This is a genomic window from Cellulomonas sp. P1_C4 (assembly GCF_056406355.1).
In genome coordinates this window covers 57,651-75,127 of sequence record NZ_JBFUAI010000009.1, presented here as the reverse complement: position 1 = coordinate 75,127, position 17,477 = coordinate 57,651, and the positions used below count along the sequence as shown (strand labels likewise).

Sequence of the window (17,477 nt, the reverse complement as noted above, 5' to 3'; positions counted from 1 at the left end):
CGGGCTCCGGCGCGGCAGAGTCAAGGCACCACCACGGGAGGCAGGCAGCGATGGCCGGACGTCCTGACAAGGGGCTGCAGACGGGGCTGGCCGCGCTGGCGGGGGTCGCCGCGGGGGCCGTGACGCTCGGCGTCGGTTCGATCGTCGCGCTCGTCACCGGCCCGACGTCGGACCCGCTCGTGGCCGTCGGGTCGGCGTTCGTCGACGCGACGCCCACCTGGCTCAAGGACTTCGCCGCCTCGACGTTCGGCACGGCGGACAAGCTCGTGCTCCGGCTCGGCTCCGTGGTGGTCGTGCTCGCGCTCGCCGCGCTGGCCGGGGTGCTCGCCGCGCGGCGGTGGGCCTGGGGCGCGACGCTTGTCGTCGTCCTCGGGGCGGTCGCGGGCCTCGCGGCGATGGGTCGGCCCGACGCCGGGACGCTCGCCGCGCTGCCGAGCGTCGCGGGCGCGATCGCCGGCCTCATGACCCTGCGTGCCCTCGTRCGACGGCTCCCCGGTGCCCCCAGCCAGCGGCCACGGCCTGCGGCCGTCGAGCGCCGCGCGTTCCTGCAGGCCACGGCCGCGGCCGGCGCGCTCGGGGTGGTCGGCGTCGTGATCGGGCGGGCCGTCGGCGCCGGTGCCCGGGGTGCCCAGGCGGCGCGTGCGGCGATCCACATCCCCAGTCCGAGCACGACGGCGGCACCGGTCCCCGCGGGGGTCGACGTCGGGGTGGACGGCGTCGGACCCTGGCAGACCCCGCCCGGCGACTTCTACCGGATCGACACCGCCCTCGTGGTGCCGCAGGTCGACCCGAGCACGTGGAGCCTGCGGGTGCACGGCATGGTCGAGCAGGAGATCACGCTCACCTGGGACGAGCTGCTGGCGAGCGACCTGGTCGAGGCCTGGGTGACGCTGGCGTGCGTGTCCAACCCGGTGGGCGGCGACCTCATCGGCAACCAGAAGTGGCTGGGCCTGCCCATCCGGGAGCTGCTCGCGCGCGCGAAGCCGACCGGCGACGCCGACATGGTCCTGTCCCGCAGCGTCGACGGATTCACCGCCTCGACGCCGCTCGCGGCCCTCACCGACGACCGCAACGCGCTGCTGGCGATCGCGATGGACGGCGAGCCGCTGCCCGTCGAGCACGGCTTCCCGGTGCGGATGGTGGTCCCCGGGCTCTACGGGTACGTGTCGGCGACGAAGTGGGTGACCGACCTGAACGTCACGCGGTTCGCCGACGCGACGGCCTACTGGACCGACCGCGGCTGGTCCCCCGAGGGCCCGATCAAGACGCAATCGCGCATCGACGTGCCGAAGTCGGGCGCCTCGGTGTCCGCCGGGTCTGTCGTCGTGGCCGGCACCGCCTGGGCGCAGCACCGCGGCGTCACCGGCGTGCAGGTACGCGTCGACGACGGCGCGTGGAACGACGCGACGCTCGCCGACGACGGCGGCATCGACTCGTGGCGCCAGTGGTCGTGGACGTGGGACGCCGAGCCCGGCGACCACGACCTGTTCGTCCGGGCGTCCGACCCGGTCGGCCCGCAGACCGGCACGCCGGCCGACGTCGTCCCGGACGGCGCGACCGGCTACGACACGATCCGGGTCAAGGTCTCCTGACGAGCCTCGGCCGGCTGGTCCGGGTCCGACTTGCGGAGCCAGTCGACGATGCCGCAGACGGCGTCCGTGCAGCCGCCGCAGCCCGTGGTCGCGCGGGTGGTCGCGGCCACGTCCTCGACCGACCGTGCGCCGTGGCGCCAGCACCCGACGATGTCGCCCTTCGTGACCCCGTTGCACCGGCACACGACAGCCCGGTCCGGCATCATCGTCGGGCTCGCGGCGGGGACCGCGACCCCCGCGACGGGCCGCATCAGCAGCTGCGCGGGGTCGGCCGGGGCCGGCGTGCCGCGCGTGTAGGCCGCGACCAGGTCGGCAGCGACCGGTCCGGCGCCCACGCAGGTTGCGCCGACGACGCGCCCGTCGGCCACGACGACCTCGACGTGCCGGCCGCCCTCCGGGTCGCTGAGCCGGACGCGCCGGCCCCCGGTACGGGGACCGCAGAGACCCATGGCGACGACGTCGAGCCCGACGCCCTTGACCTTGACCACGTCGGTGCCGACGGTCGGCAGGGGTGAGTGGTCGCGCGCCGCGGCCGGCTCGGTGAGCAGGGTGGCGAGCCGTCGGGCCTGGTCCCAGCCCTGCGCGATGAGGCCGGACCCTCCCTCGGGAGGTTCGGCGCAGTCCCCGATCGCGAACACCCGCGGGTCGGCGGGCGACGCGAGATCCTGGCCGACGACGATGCCGCGCGCGACGTCGAGCCCCGCGCGCTGGGCCAGCCCGACCTCGGGAGAGGTGCCCGCGGTCAGCACGAGCAGGTCGGTGGGCAGGACCTCCCCGCCCTCGAGCCGCACGCCGGTGACCCGGCCGTCGCTCACGAGCGCCTCCTCGGTGCGGGCGCCCACCCGGACCGCGATGCCGAGCGACGAGAGCCGCGCCGTCGCGACCGCGGCGGCAGCGTCGTCGAGCTGGCGGTCCATGAGGTGCCGTCCACCGTGCACCACGGTCACCGGCACGCCGCGGTTCGCCAGCCCGCAGGCGACCTCGAGCCCCAGCACACCCCCGCCGACCACCACCGCGCGGTGCGCGTTGACCGTGGCGGCGACGATCTCGCGGGCGTCGTCGAGGGTGCGCAACGCGTGCGCGCCGGCGGGCAGGCCGTCGTCGTCGCGGCGGCCGAACAGGTCGGGGATCCGCGCCCGCGCACCAGTGGCCAGCACGAGCACGTCGTACGGGTGCCGCTCACCGGCGTCGTCGTGCACCACGCGCGCAGACCGGTCGACCGTCACGACTCGCGTGCCGGGCAGCACCTCGCTCGCGGTCCTGTGGGCGCCGCTCGGCAGGGTGATCGACGCGACGTCGAGCTTGCCGGCGACCACCTCGGAGAGCAGCACGCGGTTGTAGGGCTCGTACTCCTCGGCGCCGAGGACGAGCGTGCTGAACCGGCCCGACCGGTCCCGCTGGTGCAGGTCGTCGACGAAGCGCGCGCCGACCATCCCGTGGCCGACCACGACCACCCGCACCGGACTCATGAGACCCCCAGCAGCGTCGCGTCGTCGAGCACGTCGACCGACCCCTCCCACCGGCGCACGTCGACCGCGCAGACCTTGAACTCGGGCATCCCGGAGATCGGGTCCGTCGCGTCCGTGGTCAGCCGGTTCGCGCTGCTCACGCCGCTCCAGTGGAAGGGCAGGAACACCGTGTCGGCACGCACCGCGTCCGTGACCCGAGCCCGGACCACCCCGCGGCCGCGCGCCGTGTCGAGCTGCACCAGGTCGCCCTCGGCGATCCCGTGCAGGTCGGCCAGCAGCGGGTGGATCTCGACGTACGGAGCCGGCGCGCTGCGCACCAGCTCCGGCACGCGCCGCGTCTGCGCGCCGGACTGGTAGTGCGCGAGCACGCGGCCGGTCACCAGGAACAGCGGTGCGTCGCGGCGCAGGTCGTCGGACGGCCCGCGGTGGTCGACGGGAACCAGGCGGGCGCGGCCGTCGGGCGTCGGGAAGCGGTCGAGGAACATGCGCGGCGTGCCCGGGTGCGGTGTCGGACCGGCCGGGACGGGCCAGAACAGGTCGGGCTCGGCGTCGAGGCGCGCGTGGCTCAGTCCGCTGTAGTCGGCGCGACCGCCGGCCGACGCGCGCGCGAGCTCGTCGAACACGGCGGACGGGTCGGTGTCGAAGCGGACGGTCGAGCCCAGCCGGTGCGCCAGGTCGGCGAGGATCTCGAGCTCGCTGCGCACGCCCGGCGGCGGGTCCAGCGCGCGCCGCCGCCGGATCACGCGGCCCTCGAGCGACGTCATCGTGCCCTCCTCCTCGGCCCACTGCGTGACCGGCAGGACGACGTCCGCCAGCAGCGCGGTCTCGGACGGCAGGAAGTCGCAGACCACCAGCAGGTCGAGCGACGCCAGCCGCTCGCGCACCCGGTCCGCGTCCGGGGCGCTGACCAGCAGGTTCGACCCGTGCACCAGCAGCGCCCGCGGCCCGTCCGGGGTGCCGAGCGACCGCAGCAGCTGGATCGCGGGCATGCCGGTGCGCGGCAGGTCGGCGGGGTCCACGCCCCACACCCCTGCCACGTGCGCCCGCGCCGCCTCGTCCTCGATGGACCGGTAGCCGGGCAGCTGGTCGGCCTTCTGCCCGTGCTCGCGACCGCCCTGCCCGTTGCCCTGGCCGGTGATCGCGCCGTAGCCGGACCCGACGCGCCCGGGCAGGCCCAGCAGCAGCGCGAGGGTGATCGCGGCGGTGACGGTGTCGGTGCCCTGCGTGCTCTGCTCGACGCCGCGCCCGGTGAGGACGTAGGCGCCCGTCCCACCGCGCGACGGCGACGCGTTGGCCAGCAGGAACGCGATGCGGCGCAGGGTGGCCACGGGGACGCCCGTGACCTGCTCGGTCCGCTCGGGCCACCAGAGCGCCGCCGAGCGCCGGATCTCCTCGAGACCCGTCGTCCGCTCGGCGAGGTACGCCAGGTCCGCCAGCCCCTCCGCGAGCACGATGTGCGCGAGCCCGAGCAGCAGGGCGAGATCGGTGCCGGGCACCGGCTGCAGGTGCACCCCGCCGTCGTCGGCGGTCAGGTCCGCGGTCGCCGAGCGCCGGGGATCGACGACGAGGACACCGCCCACGGACCGGGTGTGCGCGAGGTGCTGGACGGCCGGCGGCATGGTCTCCGCGAGGTTCGAGCCCAGCAGCAGCACGGCCTGCGCCCCGCCGAGGTCGGCCAGCGGGAACGGCAGCCCGCGGTCCAGGCCGAGGCTCCGGTTCGCGCCGGCCGCCGCGCTCGCCATGCAGAACCGGCCGTTGTAGTCGATGTTCGGCGTCGCCAGCACCGTCCGCGCGAACTTGCCGAGCGCATAGGCCTTCTCGTTGGTGAGCCCGCCGCCGCCGAACACCGCGACGGACGGCGGCCCGTGCGACGCGCGCAGGTCAGCCAGGCGCGACGCGACGAAGCCGAGCGCCTCGTCCCAGGACACCGGCGACCCGTGCAGCAGCGGCGTGGTCAGGCGGTCCGGCGCCCGCAGCAGCGTCGGCGACGTCCAGCCCTTCTGGCACATGCCGCCCTTGTTCGTCGGAAAGTCCCGGCCCGCGGCGGTGACGGCACCGTCGAGAGAGGTGTGCAGCGTCTGCGCGCACTGCAGCGCGCAGTACGGGCAGTGGGTCGCCGCGGGCCGAGACATCAGATGACCGTCGTGCCGTAGGCGCCGGAGCGGCGCTGGTACACGAACCACGTGGTGGCGCCCATGACCAGGTACAGCCCGACGATCACCCAGAGGGCGCCCTGGATGTTGCCGGTGAGCGCGGTGGAGATCGCGAACCCGCGCGGGATGAGGAACCCGCCGAACGCCCCGACCGCACCGGCGATCCCGAGGCAGCCCGCCGCGGCCTTGACGCGCCGGGCGCGGTCCGCGTCATCGGTGGTACCGAACCGGAAGACCGCGGGGATCATCCGGTAGACCGAGCCGTTGCCGGCGCCCGTGGCGATGAAGAGCACGAGGAACGACGCCAGGAACGGCCAGAACTCGTGCGCCCGCAGGGCGAAGATCGCGCAGACGACGCCGATCGCCATCGCGGAGAACGCGACGATCGTGACGCGGGCGCCGCCGAGCTTGTCGGCCAGCATGCCGCCCAGGGGCCGGGCGATCGAGCCGACGAGCGCCCCGGCGAACGCGATGGAGATGGTCACCTCGGGGAACTGGCTCTTGAGCAGCGTCGGGAACGCGCCCGAGAAGCCGATGAACGAGCCGAAGGTGCCGATGTAGATGAACGAGATGATCCAGGTGTTCCTCGACCGGGCGGCGACGCCGTAGGAGCGGGGGTCCGACTTGGCGTTGGACAGGTTGTCCATGAACCGCCAGGCCAGCAGGGCCGCGATCAGCACCAGCGGCACGAACATCAGCCCGGCGCGCTCGAGCTCGAGGCCCGCGGCGCCGACGATGACCAGCGGCACGGCGAACTGCACCGCGGCGGTGCCCAGGTTGCCGCCMGCGGCGTTGAGGCCGAGCGCGCGGCCCTTCTCCCGCTCCGGGTAGAAGAACGAGATGTTGGCCATCGAGGACGCGAAGTTTCCGCCGCCGACGCCGGCGAGCGCCGCCACCGCGAGCAGGGCACCGAAGCCCAGGTCGGGGTTCTGCACGGCGACCGCGAGGCCGATCGTCGGGACCAGGAGAAGCAGCGCGGAGACGATCGTCCAGTTGCGGCCGCCGAAGAGCGGCACCGCGAACGTGTAGGGGATGCGCAGCGTCGCGCCGACCAGCGAGGGCACGGCGATGAGCCAGAACATCTGGTCGACGCTGAGGACGAATCCCGCCGCGGGGAGCTGGGGGACCACGATGCTCCACGACGCCCAGACGGCGAACCCGAGGAACTCGGCGAAGACCGACAGACCGAGGTTGCGTCGGGCGATGACCCGGCCGACGGTGGCCCACWGGCCACCGTCCTCGGGGTTCCAGCCGTCGATCCAGCGGCCGGGCCGGTGCGTGAGCGGAGTGGGTGCGGTGTCGAGGACCGGTGCGTCGGTCGCGAGCTGGGTCGCCATAGGGACCTCCGGGGGACGGGTGGGGTCTGTGTCGACGACGACGCTAGGGAGCGCATGTTTCGACCGACCTGCCCGCTCGGTTGCGCGTTCGGATCCATTCGCGCACCGGTTGCCGCGGCGGCCTGTGAGATCAGGCGAGCGGTCGCACCCGCACGTGCTCGCTCGGGACGGCGAGCCGGACGGTCGCGCCGACGTGCAGACCCAGCAGCGCGACCCGCGCCGGCGGCAGGTCGACGAGCACGTCGCCGGTGGTCCGCAGGCGGACCCCGGTGGTCCCGGGCTCGAGGTCGACCACCCGCGCGCTCCAGCCGCCCTCGCCGCCGACGACCACGGCCCCGGGCGGGAACGTCACCTGGGCCCGCCCCCCCGGCGCGGCGTCGCACGGCACCAGCAGGCCGTCGGGTCCGGCCAGCACCGTCCCGCCGCCGGCACCGGCCACGAGCGTGCCGACGACGAGGTTCACGCCGGCCAGCGCCGCCGTGAACGGGTGGACGGGGTCGGTGAGCACGTCGAGCGGCCGACCCTGCTCGACCACCTGACCGTCGTGCAGGACGACGACCCGATCCGCCAGCGTGACGGCGTCGAGCACGTCGTGGGTGACCAGGACGGTGGCGGTGCGCGTGCGCCGGACCTGCTCGCGCACCAGCTCGCGCAGCTCGGCGGCCGTGCGCACGTCCAGCTGGGCGAAGGGCTCGTCGAGCAGGAGCACGTCGGGCTCGGCCGCKAGCGCACGCGCGAGGGCGACCCGCTGGCGCTGCCCGCCGGACAGCGCGTCGGGGCGACGGTCGGCCAGCCCGCCGAGCCCGACGGCGGTGAGCCACTCGTCGGCCGTCTCCCGGGCCTCCTTCGTGGGCACACCGGCCGCGCGAGGGGCGAAGGCGACGTTCTCGCGCGCGCTCAGGTGCGGGAAGACCAGCGGGTCCTGGCCCAGCAGGCCGACGGACCGGCGCTCGGGACGCACGTCCGTCTCCACCCGCCCGTCCCAGACGGCATTCAGTGTCCGGTCCCCCACCCGCACCACGCCGTCCGCGGGGACCAGGTGCCCGGCGAGCACCGCGAGCAGCGTCGACTTGCCCGCGCCGTTGGGGCCGAGCACCGCGACGATCTCGCCGGGGTGGGCGGCGATCGTCACGTCGAGCGCGAACGTGCCCCGGCGGACCGCGACCTCGGCGTGCAGGGACGTCATGCGGCCCGCCCGGGCCGCCAGGCGCGCGCCGCGAGGAGCACAGCGATCGCCGCGAACACCAGCAGCAGCGACAGTGCGACGGCCGTGCCCTGCGTGACGCCGGCCCCGTTGAACGCCGAGTAGATGGCCAGCGGCATGGTCTGCGTGACGCCCGGGGAGTTGCCGGCGAACAGCGCGGTCGCGCCGAACTCCCCGAGCGCCCGCGCGAAGCACAGGACCGTGCCGCTCACCAGGCCGGGCATGACCAGCGGGATCGTGATGCGTCGCAGCACGGTCCACGGCCCCGCCCCGAGGCTCGCGGCGACGACGTCGAACCGGGTCCCCGCCGTCCGCAACGAGCCCTCCACGGAGAGGACCAGGAACGGCATGGCGACGAACGACTGCGCGATGACCACGGCCGCCGTGGTGAACGGGATCGTGATGCCGAACCACGTGTCCAGCGACTGCCCGACCAGCCCCCGCCGCCCCAGCAGGTAGAGCAGCGCGATCCCGCCGACCGTCGGCGGCAGCACGAGCGGCAGCGTGACCAGCGCGCGCAGCACGTCGGACGACCAGCCGCGCGCCCGCGCCAGGACGACCGCCAGCGGGACGCCCAGCACCAGGCACACGACCGTGGCCGCGACCGACGTGGTCAGCGACAGCCGGAGCGCGTCCATCGCGGCCGGCGTCGTGATGTCCGCCGGCAGCGTCGACCAGTCGGCATGCAGAACGAGGGCGACGACAGGCAGGACCAGCAGGCCGGCCGCGAGGGCCGCCGGCAGCCACAGCAGGCCCGGGATGCGCGTCGGTCTCACGGCGCGGTGAACCCCAGGTCCGTGAGGATCTTCTGCCCCGCTTCGGAGAGGACGAGGTCGACGAACGCCCGGGCGACGTCCTCGTTCTCGGTGGTCGTCAGCATGACGATCGGGTACTCGTTCACCGCCGTGGCTGCCTCGGCGAACTCGACGCCCTCGACGGAGTCGCCGGCCGCGAGCACGTCGGTCCGGTAGACCAGGCCGGCATCGGCGTCGCCGGTCTGCACCTTGGTGAGCACGGCCTTGACGTTCTGCTCCTCGCTGACCGGTGTCAGCGTGAGGCCCGCACCGTCGAGGACCTTCTGCGCCGCCGCGCCGCAGGGCACCTCGGGGGCGCAGAGGACGACCTTGCCGCCCGACGTCGACAGCGCCGCCAGGTCCGCCAGCGACGTGATGTTCTTCGGGTTGCCCGGCGCCACGACGATCTCGAGCGTGTTCCTCGTGAAGACCGTCGGCGTGCCGTCGGCCAGGCCCGCGTCGGTCACCGTGGCCATGTTCGTCAGGTCGGCGGACGCGAACACGTCCGCCGCGGCCCCGCCGACCAGCTGGGCCGCCAGCGTGGAGGAGCCGTCGTAGGTGGTCGGGTGCACCGTGACCCCGGGGTTCTGGGCGGCGAGCTCCTGGCCGATCGCGTCGAAGGCACCCTGCAGCGAGGCCGCGGCGAACACGGTGAGCTCGCCGGTCAGCTGGCGTGTGGGCGTCGAGGTGCTCTCGGCGGCAGGCGTCGCCGACGAGCACCCGACGAGCGCGAGCAGCACGGCCGCGATGCCGACGAGCGCGCGGGTCCTCATCGCTGCGCCCGCGGGGTCTCGACGAGCACGGTGGTGGCCTTCACAACCGCGGTCGCGCGTGATCCGACCTCGAGCCCGAGCTCGCGGACCGCCTCGCTCGACATCAGCGACACCAGCCGGAACGGTCCGGCCTGCAGCTCGACCTGCGCCATCACGGTGTCGCTGAGGATGTTGGTGACCAGACCGGGCAGCCGGTTGCGCGCCGAGCTGGTGCCGGCCGCGGGGTCCTCCGGGGTCCGCGCTCGCTCCACGGCCAGCGCCGCGAGCTCGACGCCGCCGACCACGCTCCGCCCCGCATCGTCCGTCCGGGCCGCCAGCGCACCGGAGTCGACCCACCGCCGCACGGTGTCATCGCTCACGCCCAGCAGCTCCGCCGCCTCGCTGATCCTGTAGTCGGTCACGAACGTGATCGTAGTGCCGCATGTACGGCCGTCCAGGGCCTTCCGGTCCGCGGATGCGGAAGCTCGGCGCGACCACACCGCGGGCGGTACGGTCCGTTCATGGCGAAGAAGTCAGGCAAGAAGCGCAAGGGCAAGATCCCGAACGACGTCTACGAGGCCGAGCTCTTCCGCCTGCAGGCCGAGCTGGTCAAGGTCCAGCTGTGGGCCAAGGAGACGGGCGCCCGGGTCGTCGTGATCTTCGAGGGCCGCGACGCCGCCGGCAAGGGCGGCACGATCAAGCGGATCTCGGAGTACCTCAGCCCCCGCGTCGTGCGCATCGCCGCGCTCCCCACACCGACGGAGCGCGAGAAGAGCGAGTGGTACTACCAGCGCTACGTCGCCCACCTGCCCGCGGCCGGCGAGATCGTGCTGTTCGACCGGTCCTGGTACAACCGCGCCGGGGTCGAGCACGTCATGGGGTTCTGCACGCCGCAGGAGTACAGCCGGTTCATGAGGCAGACGCCGATCTTCGAGCAGATGCTCATCGAGGACGGCATCCTGCTGCGCAAGTACTGGTTCTCGGTCTCGGACACCGAGCAGCTCAAGCGGTTCCGCTCCCGCCTGAACGACCCGGTGCGGCAGTGGAAGCTCAGCCCGACGGACACCGCGTCGCTCAGCCGGTGGGAGGAGTACTCCAAGGCCAAGGACGAGATGCTCGTGCACACCGACGTGCCGGCCAGCCCGTGGTTCATCGTGGAGTCGGACATCAAGAAGCACGCGCGCCTCAACATGATCAGCCACCTGCTCTCGACGATCCCGTACACCGACGTGCCGCACGAGAAGGTCAAGCTCCCGGACCGGCCCCCTGCCACCAACAACTACGTCCGTCCGCCGCGAGAGCTGTCGACGTACGTCCCCGACCACGTCCTCGAGCTCATGGGCGACCCGGAGAAGTACCTCTGACGCCGACGGCGAACGACCGTTGCGTCGCGGCCGATGACCTGCGACGTTGATCCGCATGTCGACGACCTCGACCTCCCCGGGCCCCGCCCTGCGGGTCTCGCTGCCCGGCCTCCAGCCGTCGGTGCGGGACTTCCTCACCAACGAGGCCGGCAGCGCCGTCTACCTGCTGGCCGCCACCATCGTCGCGATCGTCTGGGCGAACTCCCCGTGGGCGGACGCCTACGAGTCGATGTGGTCGACCATGGCCGGCTTCCACATCGGAAGCTGGGGCATCGAGCTCGACCTGCACGGCTGGGTCAACGACGCCGCGATGGCGATCTTCTTCGCGGTCGTCGGCCTGGAGATCAGCCGCGAGGCCACCACGGGAGACCTTCGGGACAAGCGGACCGTCGCCGTGCCGGCCCTCGGCGCGATCGGTGGCCTGCTCGTCCCGGTGCTCATCTACCTGGCCTTCAACGGCGGCACCGACGCCGCCCACGGCTGGGGCGTCGTGATGTCGACGGACACCGCGTTCCTGGTCGGCATCCTTGCCCTCTTCGGCCCCAAGTGCCCCGACCGGCTGCGGCTGTTCCTGCTCACGCTGGCGATCGTCGACGACATCGGCGCGATCACCGTGATGTCGGTCTTCTATACGGCCGAGGTCGACATGGCCGCGCTGGCGATCGCCGGGGCGATCGTCGTGGGGATCGTCGTCCTGCGCTGGCTCAACGTCTGGCAGCTGGCGCCCTACGTGATCGCCGGCATCGCTCTGTGGTTCGCCGTCCAGGCGTCGGGCGTGCACGCCACCCTGGCGGGCGTCATCGTCGGCCTGCTGGTGCCCGCCCGGCCCGCGGACCAGGAGACGATCGACGAGGTCGCCGGGTACGGCCGCGAGCTGATCGACGACGCCACCGCGGAGCGCGAGCACCTCGCGGAGCTCGCCGCCCGGGCGGCGGTGCCGACGAACGACCGGCTGCAGCGCCTCCTGCACCCCTGGAGCGCGTTCGTCGTCGTGCCCCTGTTCGGGCTGGCCAACGCGGGGATCGTGCTGAACGCGGAGTCGATCCAGTCAGCGGCGAGCTCCCGTCTGGCCATCGGCGTGGCCGTCGCCCTGGTGCTGGGCAACGCCATCGGCATCACGGGCGCCTCGACGGTCGCGCTGCGGCTCGGCCTCGGTGAGCTGCCCGGCCGCGTGCGCTGGGGACACCTGCTGGGCGGCGCGGTGCTGGCCGGCATCGGGTTCACCATCTCCCTATTCATCGCCGGCCTGGCCTTTGACGACCCCCAGCAGCTGGACGACGCGAAGATCGGGATCCTCGCGGGCTCGCTGACAGCGGCCGTGCTCGGCTCGATCCTGCTGCGGTGGCTGGGCGAGAAGCTGCCGCTGTGCTCGCCGCTCAGCGACGCCCCGCCGCCCCTGCCGCCGCTGCCGTGGCGGGCACCGGTCTAGGTCGACCACGGCCGCCGGAGGAGCCGCCGCCCCGGCGGCTCCTCCGGCGGCCGGATCAGCCCTCCTCGGTCGCCGTGGGCTCCGGCGTCGGCTCCGGTGTCGGCTCCGCCGAGGCGCCCTCCTTGGCCCCCGCGAGCGCCGCCTGGAACGCCGCGATCGTCGCAGCGTCCACCGTGCCCGTCACCGGGACACCCAGGTCGGTCTGTGCGGCCCCGACGGCGGCCGTGAGCTCGTCCGACCACGTCCCGTCGACCGGCCCGTCCCAGTAGCCCGCCAGCTTGAGCGTCTGCTGCAGAGCAGCGGTCGCCGCCGCCGACGCCGCGGCCGCCTCGGCGCCCTTCGCCTCGAGGGCTGCCTGGAGCGCGGCGTTGGTCGCCTTGTCCATCGTCCCCGTCTCGGGCAGCCCGCTCGCCTTCTGCAGGGCCTGCACGGCGGCAACCGTCTGCGGGCCGTACACCCCGTCGACCGAGCCGGGGTCGTACCCGGCGTCCTTCAGCGACTGCTGGAGCGCCGCCGTGTAGGCGCTGACGGTGGCGCTCGCCTCCGCCTGCCGCTCGTCCGACAGGCAGCCCGCGTCGGCGAAGAGGCGGAGCCAGGACATCTCCAAGGCCACAGCCGCCGAGTTGAACTGCTCGGACGCCTGCACCAACGGCGTGTCCGCGGTGATGCTCCCGCGAGCGGACGAGAAGTCCTCCTCGGCCTGCTGGACCCGGGTCACGCTGGCGGCGGGGACCGTGGGCTCCGGGCTGGGCGACTCCTCGGTGGGCTCGGGCGCGGGTTCACCGGCAGCGGCCGCCTGGGCGACGGCCAGCTCGGCCTGCGCTTTTGTGAGGTCGTCTTGCGCCTGGACGACCGCGTCGCGGGCGTCGACGGCGCTCTGGGCCGCGTCCTTCGTGTCCGCAGCGGGCTCGGCGAGGTCGTCGCCGGCCGTCTGGACGTCGCCGACGGTGACCGCCGTCTGGTTCAGCACGTCGCCGTAGCGGTCCAGGGCCGTGATGTACGTCGAGCTCGCGTCGCAGAACGCCGCGCCGGCGTCGGTCGCCGCGGCCTGCGCGGTGGCCAGGGCCTCTTCCGCGTCCGCGACGTTTGCCTGCGCGACCTCGACGTCGGACTTGGGCGTCTCCTGTGGCCCCGACGTGTCCCCGGTGCATCCCGACAGGGCCAGCAAGAGACCAGCGCCGACTGCAAGGGCGACGGTCCGCGACGCGCGACGACGCCCAGGCGCTACGAGAACTGCGCGGCGGCTCATCGGACGATGTCCCGACCGTGGACCGTGAGTGCCCAGATCACGAAGATGTCGAGCGCGATGATCACGAGGCTCCACCACGGGTAGTAGGGCAGCCAAGCGAAGTTGAGCAGGATGCTGAGGAACACCACGGCCACCCCGACGGCCCGGGCCCACACCGCCCCGGTGAGCACGAAGAAGCCGGCGAGCACGACGACGAGGCCCGCGACGAGGTGGATCCAGCCCCACGTCGTGACGTCGAACTCGAAGATCCATTCCTGGCCCGCGACGTAGAACGTGTCGTTGGCGACCGCCACCACTCCCTGCACGGCGTGCAGGACGCCGATGAGGATCATCATCGTCGCGGCGAACACGGTCAGGCCGACGGCAAATCCACTGCGCTGCTCTGTCACGTTCGGATCCCTCTCTTGATGTGGCGCTGACTCACGAGCGGTCGACAAGCTGCCCGTCGCGTCACGCGACCCTTCCCTGGATCGGCACGAGAAATCCCCGTGAACAGGATCATTGCGGCGAGCGAGGCGAAATGCCAGCACCCACGAGGGTGGCGCCCGAACTGGATCCGGCCGCCTCAGCGACGCCGACGCCGACGTCCTCGACCACGTGGCGGCCGCCCGAGCCGTCAGAACCGACCGACCGACAGCCCCGCCCGTCGTGCCGCGCCGGACCCCAGCGCGATGCCCGCGAGCACCCCCAAGGAGATCGCCACCATCGTGGTGCCGGCGGTGACGACCGTGTTGAGCGCCTGCGCGTCGGCGCCGAGGATCGAGGTCACTCCCACGAGCCCCAGGGCACCGGGCACGAGCAGCCAGAACCCCGGCAGGAAGCCCACGAGCGCGGGCGGGCCGGTCGGGCGGGTCGCGGCGAACATCGCGACGGGGGTCATCAGCAGTGCCCCGAAGAACGCGGAGAACGCGCCGCCGAAGAACAGCCCGCCCACCACCTGTCCGGCGTACGCGACGACGAGCACGAGCAGGATCCACGGGAGCGCGGTCCGTCGGGCGCAGTTGTGGAACACCACACCGGTGCCGTAGACGAGCACGCCGATCCACGGACCGGCCCAGCCGAGCGGCTGGAAGGCCGCGGCCCCGACGTCCGAGGCGGGCACGCCGACGAGCGCCGCCGCACCGGTGATGCCGAGCGCGAGCAGGACGAGCTGCATGGCGCCCGCGGCCAGCCGCGCGGAGCCGGCGATCATCTGCCGCGTGGCCAGGTCGATCGCCGCCGTGGTCAGGAGGGCACCGGGCAGGAACGTCACCAGCGGGGCGACGAGCGGCGCGAGCGTCCCGATGTCGATGCCCGTTCGCGAGAGGAGGAAGACCGCAGCGGAGACGCCGAACGCGCAGGTCAGCACCACGAGGGCCTGATAGGGGGCGGGCAGGCGCCCGGTGGCCACCTGCGCCACGGCGATCGCGGCGCCGAGCGCCGACGCCACGAGCACGTCGACGAGGCTGCCGCCGAGGATCATGGCGAGCCCGGCCGTGACGGCGACGTACCCCAGGATGCGCGCGCTCCCGGAGTACAGCGGTGGCGCGGTGACCGCGGCCCGGATCCGCGCCATGCCCTCGACCGGCCCGACGTCACCGGCCTCCGCCTCGTCGGCGACCTCGAGGACGTCCTGCACCTGGTGCAGCCTCAGCTGCCGCCAGCCCGCGGACGACGCAGCGGTCTGCGTCGAGACGCCGTGGGGCACCGACACCAGCAACGCCGTGGGCAGGGCCACCACCTCGACCTCGGGCGCGCCGTTGATCGCCGCGACCCGTTCGAGCGTCCGGTTCACCTGGACCACCGGCGCGCTCGAGTCGATGAGGGCCTCGCCCAGCACCATGAGGAACCGGACCGTGTCCGACAGCGCGTCCGACGGCAGCGCGGCGGGGCTGGTCGCGTCGAGCACGTCGACCGTCGACGTGGTGGTGACGGCCGGAACCCCTGCGGTCGCCGGCAGCGGCGGACGCCCGTCGCGATTGCGCCGGACGGCGAGCACCAGCGCCGCGGCGGCCGCGACAAGGATGACGAGCGCCGTGATGATCGCGCCGAGCGGGATGGTCGAGCTCGACACGGCCGGCTCGTGGGTGAAGGGCACCTCGACGACCACGGTCTCCGTGACGGTCGGCTCGGGCGAAGGAACGGCTGTGGTGGTCTCGTCGGTCGGGACCGGAACCGGAACCGGTACCGCCGAGCTGGACTCCGTCGGCGCGACGGTCTCCACGGGCGCGGGAGTCGAGGGCGCGGTGCTCGTGGTGGCCGTGGGCTCCGGGAGCGTCTCGACGGGTTCGGGGGTCACGGCGGCGCCCGGTGTCACGCCGACGGTCAGACCGGGTTCCGGCGCGACGCCCACGGCCGACCCGGTCACGGCCCAGTCCGGGCGAGGAAGGCGGCATAGCGGTCGAGAATCAGCGGCCAGTCGGTGAACTTGTCCCGGAAGCCCACGTTGCCGTCGTCCCAGCCGCCGTGCTCGAGCTCGACGCGCGTGCCGCCCTCGTCCAACGGCACGAACTGCACGGCGATCCGGCTCGGGTGCTCAGGGGTCTGGGCCAGCGTCGAGGTGTGCACGACGAGCGCGCCGCGGGCGATCGCGAGCACGCGTCCCCACACGACGTCGCCGACGGTCGCGTCGACCAGGTACACACGCCCGCCGACCCGCGGCTCGATGCCGGCCCCGACGAACCCGGCCGGGTCCGGGGTGTAGGCGGGGTGCCACCACTGCCCGATCCCGTCGACCCAGGCGTCGAACGCCTCCACGGGCGTGGGGGCGACGACGAGCTGGTGGCGGATCGGCTCGATCACGACACGGGATCGCCGTCGCCGTACGGGGGCAGCCGGAGCGTGCGGGCGTCGGTCGCCAGGATGGCCGGGGTCGCCGCGCGGAGCGACTCGACGGTATCCGTGCCGGCGCGCACGAACCGCCCCGACAGCGCGTCGAGCTCCCCGTCACCGAACGCCCGCACCAGCTCGGCGACGGCCTCGACCGGCGTCCACTCGGTCCGCCCCTCGTGCAGCGGCATCGACGTGGTCATCGCCGTCTCGACGTGCCCGGGCGCGAGATCGAGCACACGGATCCCCCGGTCCCGGTACTGCGCGTCCAGCTGCGTGGTGAACCGCGCCAGCGCGCCCTTGCTGACGGCGTAGCCGGTGTAGCTGGTCATCGCCCGGTGGCCCGCGCCGGAGTTGAGGTTGAGCACACGCCCGTCGCCGCGCGCGAGCATGCCGGGCAGCACCGCGTGCGTGACCAGCAGCGGGCCGCGGACGTTGGCCTCGATGACGCGCCAGGAGTCTTCGACGTCGTCGTCGACGAACGGCAGCTCCGCCCGCTCGATCACGCCGGCGTTGTTGACCAGCAGGCCGATGCCGCCGAGCTGCTCCTCGACCCGCGTCACGGCGTCGAGCACGGCCGTCCGGTCGACGAGGTCCGCCGCGGCGACGACCGCGTCGGCGCCGATCTCCTCGGCGACGGCGTCCAGGTGCGCCCGGGTCCGGCCGACGAGGGCGACGCGGTACCCGGCGCGCGCCAGCCCCAGCGCGATCCMCCGGCCGATCCCCCGCCCGGMGCCCGTGACCAGCGCTGTTCTCATCGCGCCGCCTCGACCGCGTCGCGGAGCCGGTCGAGCGTGACCTTGCCGTGGTAGCGCGAGCCGCCGACGAACACCGTCGGCGTCCCCCGCACCCCGAGCTCGATGCCGGCGGCGTAGTCGGCCGAGATTGCCGGCGCGTAGGCCTGCGCACCGTCGCCGGCGACCTCGGCGGGGTCGATCCCGAGCGCGCGTGCGGCCGCGCGCAGATCCTGCTCGGCGAGCCGGTCCTGGTGGCTCATGAGCTCGTCGTGCATCTCCCAGAACTTGCCGTGGGTACCGGCCGCCTCGGCGGCCAGGGCGGCCGAGAGCGCGTACGGGTGCACCTCGAACAGCGGGAAGTGCCGCCAGACCAGCCGCACCTGCCCGTCGGAGGTATCCACGAGTTCGCGAAGTGCGGGCGCGGCTGCCCGGCAGTACGGGCACTCAAGGTCACCGAACTCGACCACGGTGACCGGGGCGTCGATGCGGCCGTACACGTGCCGCTCGGCGGGGATGTCGTCTGCCATGGGTCGAGGATGCCCGACCGTGCCACGTCGGGACAGCGGAACGACCCGCCCGGCCGTCGGTA

At 73.7% G+C, this 17,477-nt stretch carries 16 protein-coding genes; 3 read left to right on the top strand and 13 right to left on the bottom strand.

Going from position 1 to position 17,477, the window contains the following annotated elements:
• Positions 1-50 precede the first annotated feature (50 nt).
• Entirely contained in the window at positions 51-1,592 is a 1,542-nt protein-coding gene (locus tag AC1DYZ_RS08895; protein ID WP_477064845.1) for a molybdopterin-dependent oxidoreductase, read from the top strand.
• Here the strand turns inward: AC1DYZ_RS08895 and AC1DYZ_RS08890 are convergent.
• The 7 genes from AC1DYZ_RS08890 to AC1DYZ_RS08860 all read right to left on the bottom strand — a co-directional run bounded on the left by AC1DYZ_RS08890 (position 1,562) and on the right by AC1DYZ_RS08860 (position 9,723).
• Complete coding sequence (locus AC1DYZ_RS08890; RefSeq protein WP_477064844.1) at positions 1,562-3,061, bottom strand: FAD-dependent oxidoreductase; 1,500 nt, start codon at positions 3,059-3,061, stop codon at positions 1,562-1,564. The genes AC1DYZ_RS08895 and AC1DYZ_RS08890 overlap by 31 nt on opposite strands.
• A complete protein-coding gene (locus AC1DYZ_RS08885) occupies positions 3,058-5,193 on the bottom strand; it encodes a molybdopterin oxidoreductase family protein (protein ID WP_477064843.1) in 2,136 nt (711 codons plus the stop codon). The genes AC1DYZ_RS08890 and AC1DYZ_RS08885 overlap by 4 nt, the downstream gene beginning before the upstream one ends.
• Positions 5,193-6,551 carry an MFS transporter gene (locus AC1DYZ_RS08880; protein ID WP_477064842.1) on the bottom strand — a complete coding sequence of 453 codons (1,359 nt, stop codon included), beginning with the start codon at positions 6,549-6,551 and terminating at the stop codon, positions 5,193-5,195. Before AC1DYZ_RS08880 ends, AC1DYZ_RS08885 begins: the two co-directional genes overlap by 1 nt.
• Positions 6,552-6,681: 130 nt before the next feature.
• The gene (locus tag AC1DYZ_RS08875; RefSeq protein ID WP_477064841.1) at positions 6,682-7,737 is read right to left on the bottom strand and encodes an ABC transporter ATP-binding protein; all 1,056 of its coding nucleotides are present in this window, start codon (positions 7,735-7,737) and stop codon (positions 6,682-6,684) included.
• Complete coding sequence (locus AC1DYZ_RS08870) at positions 7,734-8,531, bottom strand: ABC transporter permease (RefSeq protein WP_477064840.1); 798 nt, start codon at positions 8,529-8,531, stop codon at positions 7,734-7,736. The genes AC1DYZ_RS08875 and AC1DYZ_RS08870 overlap by 4 nt, the downstream gene beginning before the upstream one ends.
• A complete protein-coding gene (modA, locus tag AC1DYZ_RS08865; RefSeq protein ID WP_477064839.1) occupies positions 8,528-9,322 on the bottom strand; it encodes a molybdate ABC transporter substrate-binding protein in 795 nt (264 codons plus the stop codon). The genes AC1DYZ_RS08870 and modA overlap by 4 nt, the downstream gene beginning before the upstream one ends.
• Positions 9,319-9,723 carry a TOBE domain-containing protein gene (locus tag AC1DYZ_RS08860; RefSeq protein WP_477064838.1) on the bottom strand — a complete coding sequence of 135 codons (405 nt, stop codon included), beginning with the start codon at positions 9,721-9,723 and terminating at the stop codon, positions 9,319-9,321. The genes modA and AC1DYZ_RS08860 overlap by 4 nt, the downstream gene beginning before the upstream one ends.
• Before the next feature lie 99 nt (positions 9,724-9,822).
• On the opposite strand from AC1DYZ_RS08860, the gene ppk2 reads away from it, so the two are divergent.
• Together ppk2 and nhaA are read left to right on the top strand one after the other, a co-directional pair.
• Positions 9,823-10,665: a polyphosphate kinase 2 gene (ppk2, locus tag AC1DYZ_RS08855; RefSeq protein ID WP_477064837.1), complete on the top strand. Its 843-nt coding sequence runs from the start codon at positions 9,823-9,825 to the stop codon at positions 10,663-10,665.
• Positions 10,666-10,720: 55 nt separating this feature from the next.
• Positions 10,721-12,094 (top strand): Na+/H+ antiporter NhaA, encoded by a 1,374-nt coding sequence (nhaA, locus tag AC1DYZ_RS08850; RefSeq protein WP_477064836.1) that lies wholly within the window; start codon positions 10,721-10,723, stop codon positions 12,092-12,094.
• Positions 12,095-12,149: 55 nt separating this feature from the next.
• Here the strand turns inward: nhaA and AC1DYZ_RS08845 are convergent, their stop codons facing one another.
• The 6 genes from AC1DYZ_RS08845 to AC1DYZ_RS08820 all read right to left on the bottom strand — a co-directional run bounded on the left by AC1DYZ_RS08845 (position 12,150) and on the right by AC1DYZ_RS08820 (position 17,415).
• Complete coding sequence (locus AC1DYZ_RS08845) at positions 12,150-13,262, bottom strand: peptidoglycan-binding domain-containing protein (RefSeq protein WP_477064835.1); 1,113 nt, start codon at positions 13,260-13,262, stop codon at positions 12,150-12,152.
• A 77-nt stretch (positions 13,263-13,339) separates the two neighbouring features.
• A complete protein-coding gene (locus AC1DYZ_RS08840) occupies positions 13,340-13,732 on the bottom strand; it encodes a DUF7144 family membrane protein (RefSeq protein ID WP_477064834.1) in 393 nt (130 codons plus the stop codon).
• 227 nt (positions 13,733-13,959) lie between these two features.
• The gene (locus AC1DYZ_RS08835; protein WP_477064833.1) at positions 13,960-15,690 is read right to left on the bottom strand and encodes a threonine/serine exporter family protein; all 1,731 of its coding nucleotides are present in this window, start codon (positions 15,688-15,690) and stop codon (positions 13,960-13,962) included.
• The gene (locus AC1DYZ_RS08830; RefSeq protein WP_477064832.1) at positions 15,687-16,124 is read right to left on the bottom strand and encodes an SRPBCC domain-containing protein; all 438 of its coding nucleotides are present in this window, start codon (positions 16,122-16,124) and stop codon (positions 15,687-15,689) included. The genes AC1DYZ_RS08835 and AC1DYZ_RS08830 overlap by 4 nt, the downstream gene beginning before the upstream one ends.
• On the bottom strand, positions 16,121-16,909 hold the full coding sequence (locus AC1DYZ_RS08825; RefSeq protein ID WP_477064831.1) for an SDR family NAD(P)-dependent oxidoreductase: 789 nt from the start codon (positions 16,907-16,909) through the stop codon (positions 16,121-16,123). Before AC1DYZ_RS08825 ends, AC1DYZ_RS08830 begins: the two co-directional genes overlap by 4 nt.
• On the bottom strand, positions 16,906-17,415 hold the full coding sequence (locus AC1DYZ_RS08820) for a DsbA family protein (RefSeq protein ID WP_477064830.1): 510 nt from the start codon (positions 17,413-17,415) through the stop codon (positions 16,906-16,908). The genes AC1DYZ_RS08825 and AC1DYZ_RS08820 overlap by 4 nt, the downstream gene beginning before the upstream one ends.
• Positions 17,416-17,477: the final 62 nt, after the last annotated feature.

Coding starts and splice junctions, on each gene's coding strand:
- AC1DYZ_RS08890 (WP_477064844.1), bottom strand. CDS start 3,061: ATGAGTCCGGTGCGGGTGGTCGTGGTCGGCCACGGGATGGTCGGCGCG.
- ppk2 (WP_477064837.1), top strand. CDS start 9,823: ATGGCGAAGAAGTCAGGCAAGAAGCGCAAGGGCAAGATCCCGAACGAC.
- nhaA (WP_477064836.1), top strand. CDS start 10,721: ATGTCGACGACCTCGACCTCCCCGGGCCCCGCCCTGCGGGTCTCGCTG.
- AC1DYZ_RS08885 (WP_477064843.1), bottom strand. CDS start 5,193: ATGTCTCGGCCCGCGGCGACCCACTGCCCGTACTGCGCGCTGCAGTGC.
- modA (WP_477064839.1), bottom strand. CDS start 9,322: ATGAGGACCCGCGCGCTCGTCGGCATCGCGGCCGTGCTGCTCGCGCTC.
- AC1DYZ_RS08820 (WP_477064830.1), bottom strand. CDS start 17,415: ATGGCAGACGACATCCCCGCCGAGCGGCACGTGTACGGCCGCATCGAC.